Here is a 17,729-nt window from a genome sequence, read left to right as displayed (position 1 = left end):
TGTGGCTACTCCGCCGCTTCCTTTGCAGGTGCACCTTCGCCATAGGGAACATTCAGACCGCCATAGCGCCGGACCCGCAGATTGCACTGTTCAGCGTGACCCACAAACCCTTCGAGCATGCAAAGGCGCGAGCCATAGGCGCCGATCTCTGCTGCAGCCTCATCCGTGGTGACCTTCTGATAGCTGTGGGTTTTCAGGAACTTTCCGACCCACAGACCTCCGGTGTATCGCCCGGCCTTTTTGGTGGGCAGAGTGTGGTTCGTGCCGATCACCTTGTCGCCGTTGGCCACGTTCGTGCGGGGCCCAAGGAACAGCGCACCATAGCAGGTCATGTTCTCGAGGAACCAGTCGTCGCGTTCGGTCATCACCTGGACGTGCTCGGAGGCGACATCATCCGCGACCTGCAGCATCTCGTCCCAGGTGTCGCAGAGGATCACCTCGCCGTATTCCTCCCAGCTCACGCGCGCGGTGTCTGCCGTTGGCAGGATGGTCAGAATGCGTTCGATCTCTGCGAGCGTTTCATCGGCCAGTTTGCGCGAATTGGTCAGCAGCACCGCGGGCGAGTTATACCCGTGCTCCGCCTGCCCCAGCAGGTCCGTTGCACACATCTCTGCGTCTACAGTTTCATCAGCGATGACCATCGTCTCTGTCGGACCGGCGAAAAGGTCGATGCCGACACGGCCAAAGAGTTGACGCTTGGCTTCGGCCACAAAGGCATTGCCCGGCCCAACCAGCATATGCACCGGTTCAATCGTCTCGGTGCCGATCGCCATGGCGCCAACTGCCTGAATGCCCCCCATTACGTAAATCTCATGCGCGCCGCCCAGGTGCATTGCGGCAATCACAGCCGGGTTGGGTCGCCCTTTGAAGGGCGGTGTACAGGCGATAATCCGCGGGACACCTGCAACGCTGGCCGTGGCCACCGACATATGGGCCGAAGCCACCATCGGGAATTTACCGCCCGGCACGTAGCAGCCAACGGACTGCACCGGGATGTTCTTATGGCCCAGAATAACGCCGGGCATCGTTTCGACCTCGATGTCGAGCATGCTGTCCCGCTGCGCCTGAGCAAAGTTACGGACCTGCGACTGGGCGAATTCGATATCATGCAGTTCCTGCGGGCTGAGCTGTGCAATCAGCGCGTCGATCTCATCCTGGCTCAGGCGAAACGATGCCGGCGCGTAGTTGTCAAACTTCTCGCTCAGTTCCCGCACGGCCACATCGCCACGCGCCTCGATATCTGCGAGCGTGCTTTCCACCGCGGCGCGTGTTTTCGCGTCATCATCCGCCCGTTCGGCATCGGATTTTCCGCGTTTCAGATACTCAATCGCCATTTCTCTTGCTCCTCACTGATCGGGGCGCGGCGCTGTCTTTTCGCCGCGATCAAAGGCCTCCCAGCCTTCGCCACCAAAAACATCAAGACCCAGCTGGGCCAGCACATGCGGGAAATCCACCATCACCCAGTTATCGGTGATCTTCCCCTCCTCAACTTTCCAGAAATCCATATACCGGATCTCGACCCGCTTCCCTGTCGGCGCCACCCCCATAAACGTGCCGGAATGGGTTGCTTCCTGCCGCCCGAAGGCTGCCGCCCATTCGCCCATATAAAGCCGCGCCTCATCAACACAGACCTTGTCCGAGAATGCTGCCTGAAACGGACGCTGCCAGTTGTCCTGAAACGCGCGCAGGCCGTTTTTTGTCCCGCAGCCCTGGTTGCCCATCCAGCGGAAGCTTTCCGCGAAAAAGGCACCGATATCATCAATGCGGTGATCATTGAGCCCATCCACCATGCCTTCGATCACGGCGCGGGTCTCGTCTGTTTTGCTCATGTCCGTGTCTTTGCTCAGCACGGCCTGTTCTGGTCTGGAGCCCTTCATCCGGACCCTCCTTTCTTCATCATTGTGGAAACGCGTGGATCAGGCGCGCGCCACGTTGATGAAATCCCGGGGCATCCGGTTCAGCGCCGGGTGGCGCTGCATCAGCCCTGATCTGGCATTCCTGCTCATCAGCCCTTCACCGCTCCTGCTGTCAGACCGCTCACGATCTGGCGCTGGAATACCATAACCAGCAGGAAGAGAGGTGCCGTGATGGACACCGCAGCCGCCACAGCCTCGACCTGGTCGGTCGTTGTGGTTTCGCGGTTGAAATAGCCCGCGATGGCCGGAACCATCGTCTGGTTCTGAGCGTCCAGCAGCAGCGACGTCACGAGGAAGTCGTTGTAGCCCAGAAGGAAGCTGAAAAGACCCGTTGTGATCACCCCCGGCCACATCACAGGCATGATCACGCGGCGGAACGCCTGAAAGTGGCTGCAGCCATCGACACGCGCGGCCTCGTCCAGCTCAGCCGGGATATTCTGGAAAAAGCTGCGCAGCATCCAGATCGTGAAAGGCTGGTTGATCGCCACGAGAACGGCAATGACTGCCCACGGCTGCCCGTAAAGCGTGGGCGCGCCCTCTCCCAGAATGGGCCGCAGAATTTCCGAGGAATTGATGAAAACCGGCAGGTAACCGGCCACGAGCACCGAGTGCGGCAGCGCGCGGAAAACAAGCGCCAGGATCAGCAGCCAGAACGCCAGATCAGACCCGGAGCGCGCGAGGCCATAGCCCGCAAGTGTGCCTACCGTCAGCGAGATGGTCACAACGCCTGCGGTAACCAGCATCGAGTTCAGGAAGTTCCGGTAGAATTCATTCTCGGCCCAGACAGCAACATAGTGCTCAGTCGTGAGACCCAGAACCGGCGCACCCAAAGGCCCAAGCAGGCTGTTCAGGGGACCCAGAAGCAGCGGCATAATGCCAAAGAATACCAGCACGAAAGCAACTGCATAAAGCACCGCTCCGAATACCCAGCCCAGCGCGATATAAGCCGGTGGGCAGAACTGGCGCACCAGTCCGGGCAGCCGGGTAAAGGCCCAGCGGATCGAGAAATAAAGCACGACCAGCCCAAGCACGACGTCGATGACTGACAGACCGTTGCCCGCGGCGCGCGTTGCCGGGCCTGTGATCACGTCCCACGGGCTGTCCGCGAATGCGTCCACAGGCGATTTGAAGCTCATCACCGCGATCCAGAAGATCGGGAAGGCCGCAAGCAGACACCAGAACGCCAGGAACGCACCGGACGACAGACGCAGTGCAAACGACTGCTGCATGGCTTTGGGGGTAGACATCAGTGAGCACTCCCTTTGTGGTCGCGCCATGTGCGGCGCAGCGGCAGGATCAGCAGGACGACAATCCCGATCATTGTCAGCATCGCGGATGCCGAGGCCCGCGAGATCGCCCGGTTGCCTGCGTCATCCGGGGTCATGAAGTCGTAGGTCAGCCACTGCAGCGAGATCACATGCGCCTGGCTGCGGAACCCGACAATCACCTCAAAAGCACGGTACGTGTCCATCAGGTGGATCAGTGCGATGAAAATGATCAGCGGCATCAGGTGAGGGATGATCACATGGCGCAGACGTTCCCACCGGCTGGCCCCGTCGATCACCGCAGATTCAAGCGTGTCCATGTTCACGGTCTGCAGCCCCGCATAGAAGATTACGAAAGCAAAAGGCGCGACGTGCCAGACCTGATAGAAATACATCAGCATCTCAATCGTCCAGGCCTGGGCGAACATAGAGATGTTTGTCCCGGTCCAGCGCTCCAGCATGGCCGTGAGAATGCCGTCTCCGACAAACAGCCAGTAAATGGAAAGCGACCCGATCACCGGCGTGATAATAAACGGCAGCAGCGACACAAAGATCACCGGCCCGCGGATGGATCGTGTCGCGTTGTTCACCGCCAGAGCCACAGCAAGCCCCACCCCGACAACCAGCGGCAGGGTCAGGAGCGTAAAGGTCAGCGTGAAACGCAGCGCTTTCCAGAAATCGATCTGCATGATGTCATTCCAGCTGCCGTTACCCACGGCCTCCCAGAATTTGTCCATCTGCAGAACGTTCTGGTAGCTTTGCAAACCCACCCATTCGGTCTCTGTGATGGTTTTGCCGTTCTCATCCAGAACCGGCACCGATTTGATTTCCGTCGTGCAGGTCTGCGTCAGAAAGCCCGGTGTACAGGTTTCCACCTCGACCTGCTCGAGGATCGGCTGCGTGACCTGAAAACTCTGGATAAAGACGCTCACCAGCGGTGCGGCAATAAACAGGAGCATCATAAAGACCGACGGGCCAACAAAGGCTGCAAATGTCTTGAACTTCATGGGTTTACTCCCTGCGCCGGGTTGGTTTGCAATGCGTCCGGATGGTTTTGCAAAACAGCACTGTATGCGGCTTTGCAAAATCCCCGGTGGGGCGCTGGCCGGACGGATCCGGCCAGCTGTCTTTGTTACTTCAGCACGCCGGCTTCTTTTGCTGACGTGGTGTAGGCTTCTTCGATTGCGACAAGAGTAGCCGCTGCGTCACGCTCGCCAGTCAGGAAAGAGGGCAGCTCATTGCCCAGCGCTGTGTGCAGCAGACCCATCTGCGTGGTGGAAGGATATGCTGGCGGTGCCGGGTTTGCGGTCGCCGTTTCGATGGCACCCTTGGCGATGTCCGTCGGCTGATAGCCATTGACCAGCCAGATTGCCGCGTCGTTTGCACCTGTCACCATCTCTTTGTCGAGACCTTCCATCGCCAGACGGAATGCCGCATCGGCTTCTTCATCAGAGATGTTTTTGGCGATCACGATACCGTCCCACCAAAGCGTGGTAGCCGGTGCACCGTCCGCAGTTGCCTTGGGTGCTGCGGCCATCGCAACCTTGCCCACGACTTCGCTTTCAGCTTCATCGTTCATCGCACCCGCGCGGCTCGCCCAGAGGTTCGCCATAGCAATTTTACCCTGCTGGAACTGCTGCTGAACGTATGTGGAATCGCTGACCAGCACTTCCGGATCGGTGTATTCGAGCGCCTGCTTCATGGTCGCAAGTGCCGCAAGACCGGCGTCCGAATTCACCGCAGTTGTGTTGTCGTCATTAAAGAACGTACCGCCGTGGCCGGGGTACATGTTGACGAATTCCTGCGCCAGGTTCCAGCCGGACTTCATCGTGGCACCCAGTGGGTAATCCACAACACCCGCTTCCTTGATTTTTGCAGCCGCCGCGTAAACCTCATCCCATGTGGTCGGGGTCGCGATGCCCAGATCCGCCAGGATGTCCGAGCGGTACATCAGGTGCTGCGTGTTCACCATCATTGCCACAGCCATGATCTGACCGTTGATGCGGATCAGCTGGTTGGGGCTGAGGTTCTGGCCGTATTTCTCTACCAGATCGTCCAGCGGACGGATCGTGCCTGCATTCAGCAGCGGCGTGATGGTGCCGTTTGACACACCACCGATCTGATAGAGCGACGGGTTCGCCTCAAAGGCGGCCGGTTGTTTCTTGCGGAACTCCTGATCGAGCTCGGCCTGGAAGTTACCGCACTCTGACATCGCGTCCGTGACAGCTTTCCACGCCTCAAAGCCAGCGGACAGTGATTTGAGCGGCACGTCATTTTCATATGAGCAGGCTGCGAATGCAGCGCTCCCCATAAGCGAGACCGCGCCCGCCAGTGCAATTCTTTTCAAAAACATATGCAAACTCCCTGTTGCGTTTACGCGGGTGCATCTTGCAAGGCTGCACCCTTTTTTGGCCCCCTGCCGGGGACGTGATCCTGTCAGGACGCGCTGATCCGCATCCCGCTGTCCCTGTCAAACAGGTGACAGATGGCGACCGGCACGGAGAAGGAGATCATATCCCCGATCTCTGCCCGGAATTCCTTGTGTGCTTTGACCGATATAAGCTGCCCTCCTGCGCGAACGGTCAGCATCGTCGCATCCCCCAGCAGCTCAATTGTGTAGACCGGCGCGTTGATCTGACCGGTTCCGGTCTCGGCCAGCGTGGCGTCCTCTGCGCGGAAACCCAGCGTCACCGGGCCATCCGGCGCTGACAGACCACTAATCTCGACATTAACGCCGGTAAAGGTCCCGCCCGAGATCTCGCCATCCATCAGGTTCATGGCCGGGCTGCCGATAAAGCTGGCAACAAATGTGTTCGCGGGGTTGTCGTAAATCTCGGTCGGAGTACCGACCTGCTGGACCTTGCCCTGTTTCATGACGACGACACGATCGGCCAGCGTCATCGCTTCGATCTGGTCGTGCGTCACATAAACGGTTGTGACCTTCAGCTCGTGACTGAGGTTCTTGATCTGGGCGCGTGTCGACACACGGAGCTTGGCATCCAGGTTTGAAAGCGGCTCGTCCATAAGAAAGACGTTCGGCTCACGTACAATCGCACGGGCCAGTGCCACACGCTGACGCTGACCGCCGGACAGCTCGGCCGGTTTGCGGTGCAGGAAATCGTCCAGCTCAACCATCGCAGACGCGCGGCGCACACGCTCATCATGCTCGCCATCCGGCACTTTGCGCACCTTCAGCGGGAAGCGGATATTCTCATAGACATTCATGTTCGGGTAGAGGCCATAGGACTGGAAAACCATGGCCACGTCGCGGTCTTTGGGGTCCAGGTCATTGACGACGCGCCCATCGATGACAATCTCGCCATCGGTTGCATCCTCAAGGCCCGCAATCATACGCATCGTCGTGGTTTTTCCGCAGCCTGACGGCCCCAGCAGCACCAGAAATTCCTGATCAGCAATTGTCAGGTCGAAATTGTCGACCCCGACAAAGTTGCCCCAGCGTTTGTTTACATTGCGCAGTTGAATTTCGGCCATGGTGCCCCCCACTGACACAGCCCGCACAATCCGGGCGTTGCTTAACGCTAGTCAGCACGGTTAACACTTGGCAAGGATTTTTTGCAAACGTGTGCAAAATTCCTGCCTGAGGGTCGCGGAACGCCCGATCTGCAACCAGTACGGGTGCAGCCCGCGCCGGATTGATGAAAAAGATCAGAGGGTCAGGAAAATCTGGCGTTTCGTGTGCTCAGGGGCCCTGCACGGATGGAACTTTTTGCATGCACGTTCATATGACAGACCGTGACAGGACGGCCCGGTCCTGAAGGCGGGCAAACGCCGGAGCATCAATGCAAATCAAAGGTGCTGGAACGAATAACGCGCACCCCGACCGGCAGGATGCGCGCGAATCATGCGGCTGTAGCCCGCTTCAGAAGAAAGCCTGGATACCAGTCTGGGCGCGACCAAGGATCAGCGCATGAACATCGTGCGTGCCCTCATAGGTATTCACCGTTTCCAGGTTCATCATGTGCCGTATCACCTGGAACTCACCGGAGATGCCGTTCCCGCCGTGCATGTCGCGCGACTGGCGCGCAATTTCCAGCGCTTTGCCGCAGTTGTTCCGCTTGACGATGCTGATCATTTCCGGCGCGGCGTTGGCTGCATCCAGCAGACGACCCACCTGCAAAGAGGCCTGCAGACCGAGCGAAATCTCTGTCATCATGTCTGCCAGCTTTTTCTGGAACAGCTGTGTGCCGGCAAGCGGCTTGCCGAACTGATGGCGATCCAGACCGTACTGACGTGCGGCATGCCAGCAGAATTCTGCCGCCCCCATCGAGCCCCAGCTGATACCATATCGCGCCCGGTTCAGACATCCGAACGGGCCCTTCAGCCCCTGCACATTCGGCAGCAGCGCATCCTCGCCAACCTCGACGCCGTCCATGACGACTTCTCCGGTCACCGACGTGCGGAGCGACAGCTTGTTGCCAACCTTTGGCGCACTCAGGCCATCCATCCCCTTTTCAAGGATGAAGCCACGTATACGGCCACCATGCTCTTCTGACTTGGCCCAGATCACAAACACATCGGCGATCGGGGCATTTGAAATCCACATCTTGGAACCTGTTAGGCGATATCCGTTTGCGGTTTTTTCTGCACGCGTCTTCATACCCGCAGGGTCAGAACCAGCATCCGGCTCTGTCAGGCCGAAACAGCCGATCCACTCGCCAGCGCAGAGTTTCGGCAGATATTTTTTCCGCTGGGCCTCCGACCCGTATGCGTAAATCGGATAGATAACGAGGCTGGACTGCACCGACATCATCGAGCGGTACCCGGAGTCCACGCGCTCCACCTCCCGCGCTACAAGCCCGTAGGAAACATAGGAGCCGCCGAGGCCGCCATATTCCTCCGGGCAGGTCACCCCCAGCAGCCCCATATCCCCCATTTCGCGGAAGATACCCGGCTCCACCGTTTCGTCCGCAAAAGCTTCCACGACCCGTGGCTGCAGTTTTTCCTGCGCGTAGGCGGCGGCACTGTCGCGGATCATGCGCTCATCCTCGCTGAGCTGGTCAGACAGCCGGAACGGGTCAGACCAGTCAAAGGACCCCAGATCGGGAGCATCCTTGGCTTTCAGGACAGGCGCTTCAGCATTCATGACTTTCCCTTTCAGATGACGGAACAAACGTGTGGTTCGGCAGCATTATTGCAAATGCCGCGCGGAATGACTAACGAAGCTTTGTTTCCTCAGATATGAGAAAAAGTCATATGATTGCGCCCCGCCGTTTTCTGCCATCCGTCTCCGCCCTGCTGTGTTTTGAAGCAGTCGCGCGGCTTGGCAGCGCCACCCTGGCGGCCGCAGAGCTTTCACTGACGCAAAGCGCAGTCAGCCGTCAGCTGCGCACGCTGGAAGAACAGCTGGAGGTTTCTCTGCTGATTCGCAAAGGTCGCGGCCTGACTCTCACACCTGCCGGCAGCGCGTATGTCACCGAAGTGCGCAACGTCCTGATGAACCTTGCAAGGGCCTCCGTCGCGGCGCGGACAGACAGTACCGGCGGCGCGCTCAATCTGTCGATCCTGCCGGCATTCGGAATGCACTGGCTGGCACCACGTCTGCAGGACTTCGCGAGACTGCATCCGGAAGTCACCGTAAATCTCGCAACCAGACTGGCGCCATTCGATTTCCGCACAAGCACCTTTGATGCTGCAATCCATTTCGGGCGCGAGGACTGGCCCGGTGCGGACTTCCTGCCGCTCATGCCTGAGATGGTTGTGCCCGTCTGTGCGCCGGACCTCTTCGGTGGCACCGTGCCCGACCCGGCCGCTCTTCTGACCTGTGGTCTGCTGCACCTTGATACCCGGCCACGCGGCTGGGCCAGATGGTTCCGCGCCATTGGCGTCGAAGCCGAACCAGCCCCGGGCATGATGTTTGATCAGTTCTCAACCATGGCGCAGGCAGCCATTCATGGCCTGGGCGTGGCGCTTCTGCCGACGTTCTTTGCGCAGCCCTATCTGGACGGCGGACAGCTGACCCTGGCCTCTGAGCGCACGACGGAAAGCATTGGCAGTTACTATCTGGTCTGGCCATCAGACCGTGCCGAAGAACCGGCGCTTGCAGCATTCCGGTCATGGCTGGCAGGTCAGGTCGAAACCGCTACCCCTGTCGGGACCTCCTTCCCTCATAGCTAGAAAAACACTTTATTTATAACATTGTAGCCGCATCGGAAACACTCTGTGCGCAGCCCAAATGCCGCTACCGGGACATTGCTGCGGCCCATTTCAGTCTCAATTCAAATTTATCTCAATCTTCATCTGCTGATTGGGTGGGGCCGGTCTGAGGAAGTTGTTTTGCGAGTTTGTTCTGTTTCGTTTGTTACCATGTTCTTTCTCGGACTGGCCCCATTCAGCATTGCCGCGCAGGAAGCGCGTGAGCACGTTATATTCATCCTTGCCGCATCCTATTTCCCTGATGTGACAGAGGTGCGCGAAGGGGATACCGTCCGCTTTGTCAATGTCAGCGGCAGCACTCACAGTGTCCGGCATCAGGATGGTCTATGGGAAACGCTGGAAATCGGCGAAGGTCAGGAACTGATCATGTCAGTGTCCGGAGAAATGGCCGGCGGATTCCAGGACAGCACAGGTCGTTTTTCGGGCGGTCTGCTGCGTGCGGGCGACGAAAACAACGGGAACTGAACGCCGTCAGTCGCCGGGCTCCCATGGTTCAATAAGCTCAGGGCCGGACGCCCGGTTTGAATTAACCGCGCGGTCAACACGGTACTGGACAAGATCATCATCGGGCGCGGCCCTCATCAGAACCGCGGCACCGTGGCCCTCCTCGCCCAGCCAGAGCCCGAAATCCTCAGGCTTCAGGAGGACCGGCATCCGGTGATGAATTTCAGCCATCCGGCCGGTCGCCGCCGTTGTGACAATCGCGCAGGTGCGCTGCGTCTCTCCGTCCGGACCGTTCCAGTCCTGCCAGACAGCGGCCATGACCATAGGGTCCCCTGTCGAAGGCCGGATAAACCAGGGATCCCGCGCGCCTTCCGGGGTCTTTGTCCATTCATAAAATCCATCTGCCACAATAAGTGCCCGTCTGTGCCGCGCAGCATCGCGAAAAGCCGGCTTTTCCGCGATCGTCTCGGCCCTGGCATTGATGAGAAGCGGCCCGCCTGACGGTTTTTTGTACCAGTGCGGCAGAAAACCCCAGCGCATCGTCACAAGGCGCCGGGGTGCTTCAGCGCCGCCGACAACCACGTGGATCCCGGTGGTCGGACATACGTTGTAGTTGGGCACATCCGGCAGATCATTGTCCGGCTGCGCACTGAAAAGCTGCGCCATCGCATCCTGCGGCAGCGTTACGGCAAAACGTCCACACATTCCGTCACAGTAATCACAGGCTCATTCCGGCACCATAAGCGGGCCAAAAAATGCGCCCGCGGTGCCGCGGGCGCATCATTTTTTCCGAATAGTCTGAATTTACTTAGCAGTAATCCGACCGTCTGTGTACGGCGTGTAGGGAGCGTTCGCCTGAATGAAATCAGCCGTTACATCCGCAAGGTCCGGCCCAAAGTCATAGGCATTCTGCGCGTCACGGAACATTTTGTACCCGTCGCCGCCATTGCGGACGTAGTTGTTCGACACCACACCATAAAGCTTGCCGGGATCGATCGGCGCGCCACCGACCATAACATCACTCACGCGGCTGCCGGCAGGTTTGGAAATGTCAAAGGCATAGCTCATGCCCGCGACCTGAGGGAAGCGGCCGGCACCATCCTCGATCTGGCTCACACCATTCTCGAGCGCGGCAACGATCGTTGCTCCGTCAACCTGGAACGTGCTGAGCGTGTTCTGGAACGGCAGAACGGTCAGAACTTCGCCCATCGTCACCTCACCGGCGTCAATGCTGGCACGGATACCGCCGCCGTTCTGGATTGCGATTTCGATGCCCTGGTCTTTGACACGGTCCAGCATCGCATCGGCGATCAGGTTGCCCATTGTGCATTCTTCGGCCCGGCAGACGTCACGTGCGCCGACGATTTCCTCAGCCGCCTGTGCAACGACCTTCTGCTTCAGCTCTTCAATGGGTGCCCCCATTTCCGCAATCCGCGCCGCGAAGCCCGCGTCAGGGGTGACGGATGCATCCAGCACAATCGGATCACCGGACGCCGCAGTCACGTTACCCGCGTCGTCAAATGTCACGGTCAGATGGCCGAGGTATTTGGTGTAGGCATAAGCCTGCGCGACGGGTGTGCCATTCACCATCTCGGGGTACGCCGGCGTGTCCGCGTCATCATTCGACATCAGCGTATGACTGTGCCCGCCGATCACGACATCTACGCCGGGGACGGCAGCAGCAATAGCCGCGTCTTTTCTGTAGCCGACATGGTTCAGCGCGATAATGATATCGACACCTTCGGCCTCAAGGGCTGCGACATCTGCGGTCAGCGCTTCAATTTCATCCTGGAAAACGACGCCGTCACCCGGGCTGGATGTCTCGACCGTATCGGTCGCCAGCGCCGAGACGATTCCGATACGCTTGCCGCCCACTTCGAGCACAACATGATTGCCGACTTTCCCGTCGAGCAGCGGCTCGCCGGACAGATCGAGGTTGCCGGAAATCACCGGGAAGGATACAACATCGACGAAATCGGCCAGCCCCGCGGGGCCATCATCAAACTCGTGGTTGCCCACAGCCATCGCATCATAGCCGATTTTTTCCATAAACTCGGCTTCGGCCGCGCCCTTATACGTGCTGTAGAAGAGCGACCCCTGGAACGGGTCACCAGCATCAAGGACGACGACGTTTTCATCGCTCAGGCTAGCCCGTTTCTCGTCGATGGCCGTCTTGACGCGCGCAATGCCGCCAAAGCACTTGCCTTCGGCCTCGCCGTCCGCGTTGCAGGTCGAATCGTATTTGTTGATCGACTCAATCCGGCTGTGCATGTCGTTGGTGTGCAGAATGTGCAGCGTATACTCTGCCGACGCCATGCCGGAGGTCAGTGCGAGTGCCGCAGTTGCGGTCAGGAATCGTTTCATAAAATTTCCCCTCAGAAGACTTCCCGGGCATGGTGACCCGGCAGTTTCCGGGTGTCAAAGCCTGTCTTGCAAATTACCGCCTGTCGCAGCGTCAAAGCGCGCAGGGCAGGCACTTGACCCGGCATCGGGCACAGGGCAAGAGCACCTCATGATCATATACAAGATTTTCCGCGCGCCCGAATGGGCAGAACTGCGTGCAGCGGGCGAAACCACCGGCGCACCGATTGATGTCGCTGATGGCTACGTGCATTTTTCAACGGCTGACCAGGCGGCAGAAACCGCCGCAAAACACTTTGCCGGAGAAGACGATCTGATGCTTCTCGGAGTAGAGACAGACCGGCTCGGGGAGGCTCTGAAATGGGAACCGTCGCGTGGCGGTCAGCTTTTCCCGCACCTTTACAGAGTGCTGCGGCTTGAGGACGTTGCCTGGGCGCAACCATTGCCGTTTGAGAACGGCAGCCATGTTTTCCCGGCCGGTCTGGGGATCGGGGACGCATGAGAACCGGTCAGGCAGGTATCAGACCGTGAAGGAGTTGCTGGAGAAAGCCGGGCTGCCTCTGTTGCGCCGCATGAATCCAGAAACTGCGCATGGTCTGGCATTGCGGGCTCTGAACCTCGGTCTGGCGCCAGCTCCAGGCCCGGTGACCTCTGAACGGTTGCGCACAGGTCTTGCGGGTATTGAACTGGCAAATCCGCTGGGACTTGCCGCTGGTTTTGACAAAAACGCCGAAGCTGTGCCGGCGTTGTCACGCGCGGGTTTCGGCTTTGTCGAAACAGGGGCCGCCACGCCGCGTCCTCAACCCGGTAACGCGCGGCCGCGTCTCTTTCGGCTGACCGAAGACGATGCTGCGATAAACCGGTTCGGCTTTAACAACGACGGCATGCACAGAATTGCCGAAAGGCTGGCGTCAGGGGCCGCAGATGTACCGGTAGGTGTAAACCTCGGGGCCAACAAAGACAGCGCGGACCGCGCGGGCGATTTTGCGACCGTGCTCAGCACAATGCGTGCGCATGTGGATTTCGCCACCGTGAACGTGTCGTCGCCCAATACGGAAAAGCTGCGCGATCTGCAGGGTCCGGAAGCCCTCGCAGCGCTGCTGGACGGGGTCATGGCGGTACGCGGAGACACGCCCGTTTTTCTCAAAATTGCGCCCGACCTGACGGACACAGATTTGAAGGACATTGTTGCTGTGGCGGCCAACGCGGGCATTCACGGCATCATCGCAACCAATACCACGCTGGACCGTGACGGTCTGAAGAGCCCGCATGCACCGGAAGCCGGCGGGCTGTCCGGCCAGCCACTCTTTGAGAAATCCACCCGGGTCCTGGCACAGCTTTCAGCGCTCACGGACATGCCACTCATTGGCGTTGGTGGCGTGTCCAGCGGGGCGCAGGCATATGCCAAAATCCGGGCCGGGGCGACGGCTGTGCAGCTTTACACGGCGCTGGTCTATGGCGGCATGTCGCTCGTGGGCCGCATTCTCCGTGACCTCGATGCCCTGCTGGCCAGGGATGGCTTTGCGTCGGTTGCGGAGGCCACAGGCACTGGTCGCGACGACTGGCTGTAATCCCCTCAGGGCCTTGCCCGGAACGGATTGTCCGCACTGGTCTGCCGTTCACCGCAGTTTGCCCTGCGCTTTTCTTCCGGTTGCGGCTGCGCCTGAGGGTTCAGCTGCAGCACAACGGCGGGCAGAATACGGGCCACCTGTCCCATGTCTCCGCTGTTCCAGGCAGCAGCAAGCCGGTTTTTCTCCGCAGACGGCAGCTGTGCCATTTCCAGCATCAGCTTCATGACCAGGGTTTCCCGAACATCCCCGAAACCGCGCGCCACAAGGTGGAAAGCGCCAGGCCCGCCAATCACGCAGTCCGCGTAAAAGTCGGCCACACGGCGGAAAGCGGGGTCTTCAAAGGCCGGCGGCTCGCCCGTCACCTCAATCGGCAGGCCGTTCACCGTCAGCCCCATGGACAACAGATGATCGCGCGCCGTCAGCACGGCAAATCCATCGTTGATCACCCCATCGCCGGAAATGTCGATGATATAGTCCCGCGCGGACACACGCAGCGCGGACATTGCGACTTCCGCCGCCAGCAGCGCGTCCCCGACCGCAGTGGGCTGCAGGTACATCGGATCGTTCGGGGTATCCTCGATATTCAGGATGTCATTGGCAAACTGAACCATATCCGCGTGCGATGACATAACCCGGATCGGCAGGTGCACACGCTGATACCGTTTCCCGCTCCATTCCATATAGGCAATGGCCACGCGGCCGGCGCCACCGCCCAGCGCCATCGCGGCGACCCGGCGGTCACTCAGCGCTTTGGCGTAGGCTTCGCGCTGAAACCGCCGTTCATGCGAGCTGATTGAAGAGGACACGTCAACGGCCAGAACCAGAGCGATATCAACACGCGTCGGATCATTCACGTCCGCCTGTCCGGAGGCATACCGCAGGGCTCCCGCGTCACCGGCCCGGGCGGTCCATGCAAAGACTGTAAGGATTATGCCCAGCACAACAAAGAGATGCGGGCGCCATGCGCAGTTCGAATACATCTGCCGTCTCCTTTCAGGTACGGCCAACTCCCACCGGCATTACTTGGGCAAAGGTTATGACAAAAAGACGTTAACAACAGCTTTGCGGCCCGCACCGGCGCAGTCACGGTCCGGAAAACGTTCCCATAAACGGATTTTTCAGCTGGCGCCTGCGTGTCGTTCCAGCGCCGGATACCGCATTCCCAGCGTCAGCCCCCGGGCCACGAACGAGATCAGAAGCGCGAGCCAGAGGCCATGATTGCCCATCAGCGGCAACAGGGTGAAAATCGCCCCCCAGTAAATGACAAAACTCAGCGCCATCATGTTCCGCATGTCGCGGCTGCGCGTGGCACCGATGAAGATGCCGTCCAGCATCCAGGCTGCACAGCCGACAAGCGGCGCGGCCACCATATAGGGCAGGAATTCGCGCGCTGTTGCCTGAACACCTGTGTCTTTGGCCATCAGGTCGATAATCCAGCCGCCTGTCACGCCAAAAACCAGCGCGAGGCTCACACAGACTACAAGTCCCCAGGTCGAGGTCACAATCGCCGATCGGCGCACAAATGCGCGGTCACCACGTCCGATCGCGCGCGCGATCAGGGTTTCAGCGGCAAAGGCGAACCCGTCCATCGCATAGGCGGTGATATACATCAGCTGGATCAACACCTCGTTCGCCGCCAGCGTCACGTCGCCAAAACGCGCTCCGATAAACACAAAGGACGAGAAAATGACCATCAGCATCGCCGAACGCAGCAGGATATCAGTGTTCAGCAGCGCCATCCGTATCAGTTTGGCCCGATCAAAAATGCGTGACCAGTCCCGCCAGTCCGGTCGCGCAAATGCGTCCCGGCAGAACCAGAGCGCCAGCGCGGCACCCGTGATCTCGGCGATCACCGTTGCAACGGCCACGCCGCCCACACCCCAGTCGAACACAAGCACAAACAGCAGATCCAGCAGGATATTCACACCGTTCATCACAAGCTGCACCCAGAAAACGCCCGCCGTTTTCTCCATGGCCACAAGCCAGCCCGTCAGCGCGTAGACGGCAATTGCCGCCGGAGCCGTCCAGATGCGGATGCTGAGGTAAGTATAGGCCAGACCCTCAACTTCCGGGCTCGCCGGGGCCAGCGACAGCGCGGCCCAGAACACCAGCGGCTGCAGCACGATCAGCCCGATGCCCGCGGCAACCGCAACCAGCAGTGCCCGGGTCAGCCAGGCCGATACCTCCGCCTTATCACCGGCCCCCTCAGCCTGCCCCACAAGCCCGACGGTTCCCATGCGCAGAAACCCGAAGATCCAGTAGACGGTGGACAGTATAATTGCCCCGAGCCCCACTGCGCCGATGGGCGCCGCCTCGCCCATCTGCCCGACCACACCGACGTCAACGGCCCCCAGTATCGGTACCGTTGCATTCGACAGCACAATGGGCAGCGCAATCCGCAGAACCCGTCGGTGACTGACCGCCGCACGGGCTTCAGATGCAGCGTCAGTCACGCTTTTGGGGCATCAGAAAATGACCGGTCGCCTGAGCAAACAACCGGTCCCGGTTATCCTGCCAGGCCTCTACATGCACGCTGGCATACCGCCGGCCAGACCGCACGATCCGGGCACGCGCATAGGCATCTCGTGGCAGGCCTGACCGCAGATAATCTGTTGAAATATCAATTGTTTTTGGCAGCCTCGGCAACCCTTTCTCTTCAAGACCGCTGGCGTCTATCGCACCCGATTCCACATCCTCCCAAAGGTAGGTCCAGCTCAGCGTGATGATGGCCGTCACTTCCAGAAAGGCGGCTGTAACCCCGCCATGGATCGCTGGCAGCATCGGGTTGCCAATGAGTTTCTGATCAAATGGCAGAATACCGGTCAGCTCGTCGCCGCGCCGCTCAAAATGGATGCCGAGAAACTGAATGTAGGGAACACCGGACACCAAAGCGCGCAGCGTTGTGTCGCGCCGCTGTTTGATGACCTGAACGGGTTCCGGCGGACGTCGCGGGGATTTCATCTGCGACCCTCCACCGTGAAGGCACCGGTCGCCGCAGCCACCGGGTTTTCCGTGTCCTCGTCCGTGGCTGTCGCCCGCACGAATGCGACGGTGCGTGTCACATGATAACAGGTTGCGCGCGCAGTGATCCGCTGCCCGGGCTTTGCCGCGCGCATGTAGTCAATACGCAGATCAATCGTGGCCGTCCCGCCCGGATTTTCGGGATGCGCCATAACGGCGGCGCCACAGCATGTATCCATCAGGGCGGATACCGCGCCGCCATGGATCACGCCCGTTTCGGGATCGCCGACCAGCTTTTCATCATAGGGCATTTCGATCACGGCAACGCCGTCCTGAAGGTCGGTCAATTGCATGCCCAGCGCCTTGCTGTGGGGAATCGCCTCGATGAATTGTCTGGCGATTTTGGTTTTGGACGTCATTCTCTGAGTGCTCCGTTGCCACGTGGCAGGCCCGCGCGCTCCTTTATCAGCGCAGACATGCGCCAGGATCAAGTGCGGGAGTTGCGCTTGCGTTGCAGCCGTCCTACCCTCAATGCGGGAGAGAAATAAAGATGGCATCAGATCGTCTGACATTTAAAGAGATGTGCGCGGAATTCGACGTGACGCCCCGCACGCTGCGGTATTACGAGTATATTGAGCTGCTGCAGCCTGACCGGGAAGGTCGGGCACGGTTTTACGGCCCGCGGGAACGGGCCCGGATGAAGCTCATCCTCAGAGGCCGGAAATTCGGTTTTCAGCTTGAGGACATCCGCCAGTGGCTGCTGATCTATGAAAACGACGGCAACGAGGCCCAGATGCGCGCCTGGATCGATCTGGCCGACCGGCAGCTGACACAGCTTGCCGAAGACAAGGCCCAGCTGGAAGACGCAATGTCTGAACTCAAAAAGCTCCGTGACGACACCGAGGCCTCACTGGGCTGAAGGTACCCGCTGGCACCAGCCAAGATCATCGAGCGCTGCGCCGTGAGTATCCGAAGCCGGTGCTGCGTCTGGGTTGCGCGCAATACCCTGAAAAAATACTTATTTTCAGCAATTTACC

18 protein-coding genes are annotated in these 17,729 nt (G+C 59.6%); 5 read left to right on the top strand and 13 right to left on the bottom strand.

The genetic code is table 11. The features are described from left to right. Positions 1-5 precede the first annotated feature (5 nt). The 7 genes from hisD to ACZ1HA_RS00880 form a co-directional block, all read right to left on the bottom strand. Positions 6-1,334 carry a histidinol dehydrogenase gene (gene hisD / locus ACZ1HA_RS00910; RefSeq protein ID WP_472712509.1) on the bottom strand — a complete coding sequence of 443 codons (1,329 nt, stop codon included), beginning with the start codon at positions 1,332-1,334 and terminating at the stop codon, positions 6-8. Positions 1,335-1,346: 12 nt separating this feature from the next. Further along, a complete protein-coding gene (locus ACZ1HA_RS00905; RefSeq protein WP_472712508.1) occupies positions 1,347-1,877 on the bottom strand; it encodes an ester cyclase in 531 nt (176 codons plus the stop codon). Positions 1,878-2,005: 128 nt separating this feature from the next. Continuing rightward, complete coding sequence (locus ACZ1HA_RS00900; RefSeq protein ID WP_436397921.1) at positions 2,006-3,163, bottom strand: carbohydrate ABC transporter permease; 1,158 nt, start codon at positions 3,161-3,163, stop codon at positions 2,006-2,008. Then, positions 3,163-4,188, bottom strand: coding sequence for a carbohydrate ABC transporter permease (locus ACZ1HA_RS00895; RefSeq protein ID WP_375228803.1), 1,026 nt, complete (start codon positions 4,186-4,188; stop codon positions 3,163-3,165). Before ACZ1HA_RS00895 ends, ACZ1HA_RS00900 begins: the two co-directional genes overlap by 1 nt. A gap of 125 nt (positions 4,189-4,313) precedes the next feature. Beyond that, positions 4,314-5,534, bottom strand: a complete 1,221-nt coding sequence (locus ACZ1HA_RS00890; protein ID WP_472712507.1) for an ABC transporter substrate-binding protein — start codon at positions 5,532-5,534, stop codon at positions 4,314-4,316. Between the two features lie 83 nt (positions 5,535-5,617). Further along, entirely contained in the window at positions 5,618-6,673 is a 1,056-nt protein-coding gene (locus tag ACZ1HA_RS00885; RefSeq protein ID WP_472712506.1) for an ABC transporter ATP-binding protein, read from the bottom strand. Positions 6,674-7,061: 388 nt separating this feature from the next. After that, positions 7,062-8,285: an acyl-CoA dehydrogenase gene (locus ACZ1HA_RS00880; RefSeq protein WP_375228806.1), complete on the bottom strand. Its 1,224-nt coding sequence runs from the start codon at positions 8,283-8,285 to the stop codon at positions 7,062-7,064. 110 nt (positions 8,286-8,395) lie between these two features. On the opposite strand from ACZ1HA_RS00880, the gene ACZ1HA_RS00875 reads away from it, so the two are divergent. Beyond that, on the top strand, positions 8,396-9,316 hold the full coding sequence (locus ACZ1HA_RS00875; protein ID WP_472712505.1) for a LysR substrate-binding domain-containing protein: 921 nt from the start codon (positions 8,396-8,398) through the stop codon (positions 9,314-9,316). Between the two features lie 159 nt (positions 9,317-9,475). Then, entirely contained in the window at positions 9,476-9,820 is a 345-nt protein-coding gene (locus ACZ1HA_RS00870) for a cupredoxin domain-containing protein (protein WP_472712504.1), read from the top strand. Positions 9,821-9,826: 6 nt separating this feature from the next. On the opposite strand, the gene ACZ1HA_RS00865 is transcribed toward ACZ1HA_RS00870, so the two are convergent. Next, the gene (locus tag ACZ1HA_RS00865) at positions 9,827-10,504 is read right to left on the bottom strand and encodes an SOS response-associated peptidase (protein WP_472712503.1); all 678 of its coding nucleotides are present in this window, start codon (positions 10,502-10,504) and stop codon (positions 9,827-9,829) included. A 99-nt stretch (positions 10,505-10,603) separates the two neighbouring features. Beyond that, positions 10,604-12,163, bottom strand: a complete 1,560-nt coding sequence (locus tag ACZ1HA_RS00860) for a bifunctional metallophosphatase/5'-nucleotidase (RefSeq protein WP_472712502.1) — start codon at positions 12,161-12,163, stop codon at positions 10,604-10,606. A 148-nt stretch (positions 12,164-12,311) separates the two neighbouring features. On the opposite strand from ACZ1HA_RS00860, the gene ACZ1HA_RS00855 reads away from it, so the two are divergent. Together ACZ1HA_RS00855 and ACZ1HA_RS00850 are read left to right on the top strand one after the other, a co-directional pair. Further along, entirely contained in the window at positions 12,312-12,662 is a 351-nt protein-coding gene (locus ACZ1HA_RS00855) for a DUF952 domain-containing protein (RefSeq protein WP_472712501.1), read from the top strand. 25 nt (positions 12,663-12,687) lie between these two features. Then, positions 12,688-13,731 (top strand): quinone-dependent dihydroorotate dehydrogenase, encoded by a 1,044-nt coding sequence (locus ACZ1HA_RS00850; RefSeq protein ID WP_472712500.1) that lies wholly within the window; start codon positions 12,688-12,690, stop codon positions 13,729-13,731. A 5-nt stretch (positions 13,732-13,736) separates the two neighbouring features. On the opposite strand, the gene ACZ1HA_RS00845 is transcribed toward ACZ1HA_RS00850, so the two are convergent. From ACZ1HA_RS00845 to ACZ1HA_RS00830, 4 genes are all read right to left on the bottom strand, one after another. Continuing rightward, positions 13,737-14,711 carry a DUF1194 domain-containing protein gene (locus ACZ1HA_RS00845; protein WP_472712499.1) on the bottom strand — a complete coding sequence of 325 codons (975 nt, stop codon included), beginning with the start codon at positions 14,709-14,711 and terminating at the stop codon, positions 13,737-13,739. A 138-nt stretch (positions 14,712-14,849) separates the two neighbouring features. Next, positions 14,850-16,184: an MATE family efflux transporter gene (locus ACZ1HA_RS00840; protein ID WP_472712498.1), complete on the bottom strand. Its 1,335-nt coding sequence runs from the start codon at positions 16,182-16,184 to the stop codon at positions 14,850-14,852. Next, the gene (locus ACZ1HA_RS00835; RefSeq protein ID WP_472712497.1) at positions 16,177-16,692 is read right to left on the bottom strand and encodes a PaaI family thioesterase; all 516 of its coding nucleotides are present in this window, start codon (positions 16,690-16,692) and stop codon (positions 16,177-16,179) included. The genes ACZ1HA_RS00840 and ACZ1HA_RS00835 overlap by 8 nt, the downstream gene beginning before the upstream one ends. Next, positions 16,689-17,111 carry a PaaI family thioesterase gene (locus ACZ1HA_RS00830; protein WP_472712496.1) on the bottom strand — a complete coding sequence of 141 codons (423 nt, stop codon included), beginning with the start codon at positions 17,109-17,111 and terminating at the stop codon, positions 16,689-16,691. The genes ACZ1HA_RS00835 and ACZ1HA_RS00830 overlap by 4 nt, the downstream gene beginning before the upstream one ends. A 131-nt stretch (positions 17,112-17,242) precedes the next feature. Here ACZ1HA_RS00830 and ACZ1HA_RS00825 point away from each other — a divergent pair, with 131 nt between their 5' ends. After that, the gene (locus ACZ1HA_RS00825) at positions 17,243-17,611 is read left to right on the top strand and encodes a MerR family transcriptional regulator (protein ID WP_375228817.1); all 369 of its coding nucleotides are present in this window, start codon (positions 17,243-17,245) and stop codon (positions 17,609-17,611) included. The last annotated feature ends 118 nt before the right edge of the window (positions 17,612-17,729 follow it).

It is taken from the genome of Roseobacter sp. S87 (assembly GCF_055693285.1).
Note: the sequence above shows the minus strand (reverse complement) of the source record. Positions and strands in the feature narration are given on the sequence as shown.

Excerpts from the sequence above, each read along its gene's own strand:
- ACZ1HA_RS00855 (WP_472712501.1), top strand. The coding sequence starts at position 12,312 with ATGATCATATACAAGATTTTCCGCGCGCCCGAATGGGCAGAACTGCGT.
- ACZ1HA_RS00825 (WP_375228817.1), top strand. The coding sequence starts at position 17,243 with ATGGCATCAGATCGTCTGACATTTAAAGAGATGTGCGCGGAATTCGAC.
- ACZ1HA_RS00865 (WP_472712503.1), bottom strand. The coding sequence starts at position 10,504 with ATGTGTGGACGTTTTGCCGTAACGCTGCCGCAGGATGCGATGGCGCAG.
- ACZ1HA_RS00885 (WP_472712506.1), bottom strand. The coding sequence starts at position 6,673 with ATGGCCGAAATTCAACTGCGCAATGTAAACAAACGCTGGGGCAACTTT.
- ACZ1HA_RS00830 (WP_472712496.1), bottom strand. The coding sequence starts at position 17,111 with ATGACGTCCAAAACCAAAATCGCCAGACAATTCATCGAGGCGATTCCC.
- hisD (WP_472712509.1), bottom strand. The coding sequence starts at position 1,334 with ATGGCGATTGAGTATCTGAAACGCGGAAAATCCGATGCCGAACGGGCG.
- ACZ1HA_RS00900 (WP_436397921.1), bottom strand. The coding sequence starts at position 3,163 with ATGTCTACCCCCAAAGCCATGCAGCAGTCGTTTGCACTGCGTCTGTCG.
- ACZ1HA_RS00875 (WP_472712505.1), top strand. The coding sequence starts at position 8,396 with ATGATTGCGCCCCGCCGTTTTCTGCCATCCGTCTCCGCCCTGCTGTGT.
- ACZ1HA_RS00890 (WP_472712507.1), bottom strand. The coding sequence starts at position 5,534 with ATGTTTTTGAAAAGAATTGCACTGGCGGGCGCGGTCTCGCTTATGGGG.
- ACZ1HA_RS00845 (WP_472712499.1), bottom strand. The coding sequence starts at position 14,711 with ATGTATTCGAACTGCGCATGGCGCCCGCATCTCTTTGTTGTGCTGGGC.
- ACZ1HA_RS00880 (WP_375228806.1), bottom strand. The coding sequence starts at position 8,285 with ATGAATGCTGAAGCGCCTGTCCTGAAAGCCAAGGATGCTCCCGATCTG.
- ACZ1HA_RS00860 (WP_472712502.1), bottom strand. The coding sequence starts at position 12,163 with ATGAAACGATTCCTGACCGCAACTGCGGCACTCGCACTGACCTCCGGC.
- ACZ1HA_RS00905 (WP_472712508.1), bottom strand. The coding sequence starts at position 1,877 with ATGAAGGGCTCCAGACCAGAACAGGCCGTGCTGAGCAAAGACACGGAC.
- ACZ1HA_RS00835 (WP_472712497.1), bottom strand. The coding sequence starts at position 16,692 with ATGAAATCCCCGCGACGTCCGCCGGAACCCGTTCAGGTCATCAAACAG.
- ACZ1HA_RS00895 (WP_375228803.1), bottom strand. The coding sequence starts at position 4,188 with ATGAAGTTCAAGACATTTGCAGCCTTTGTTGGCCCGTCGGTCTTTATG.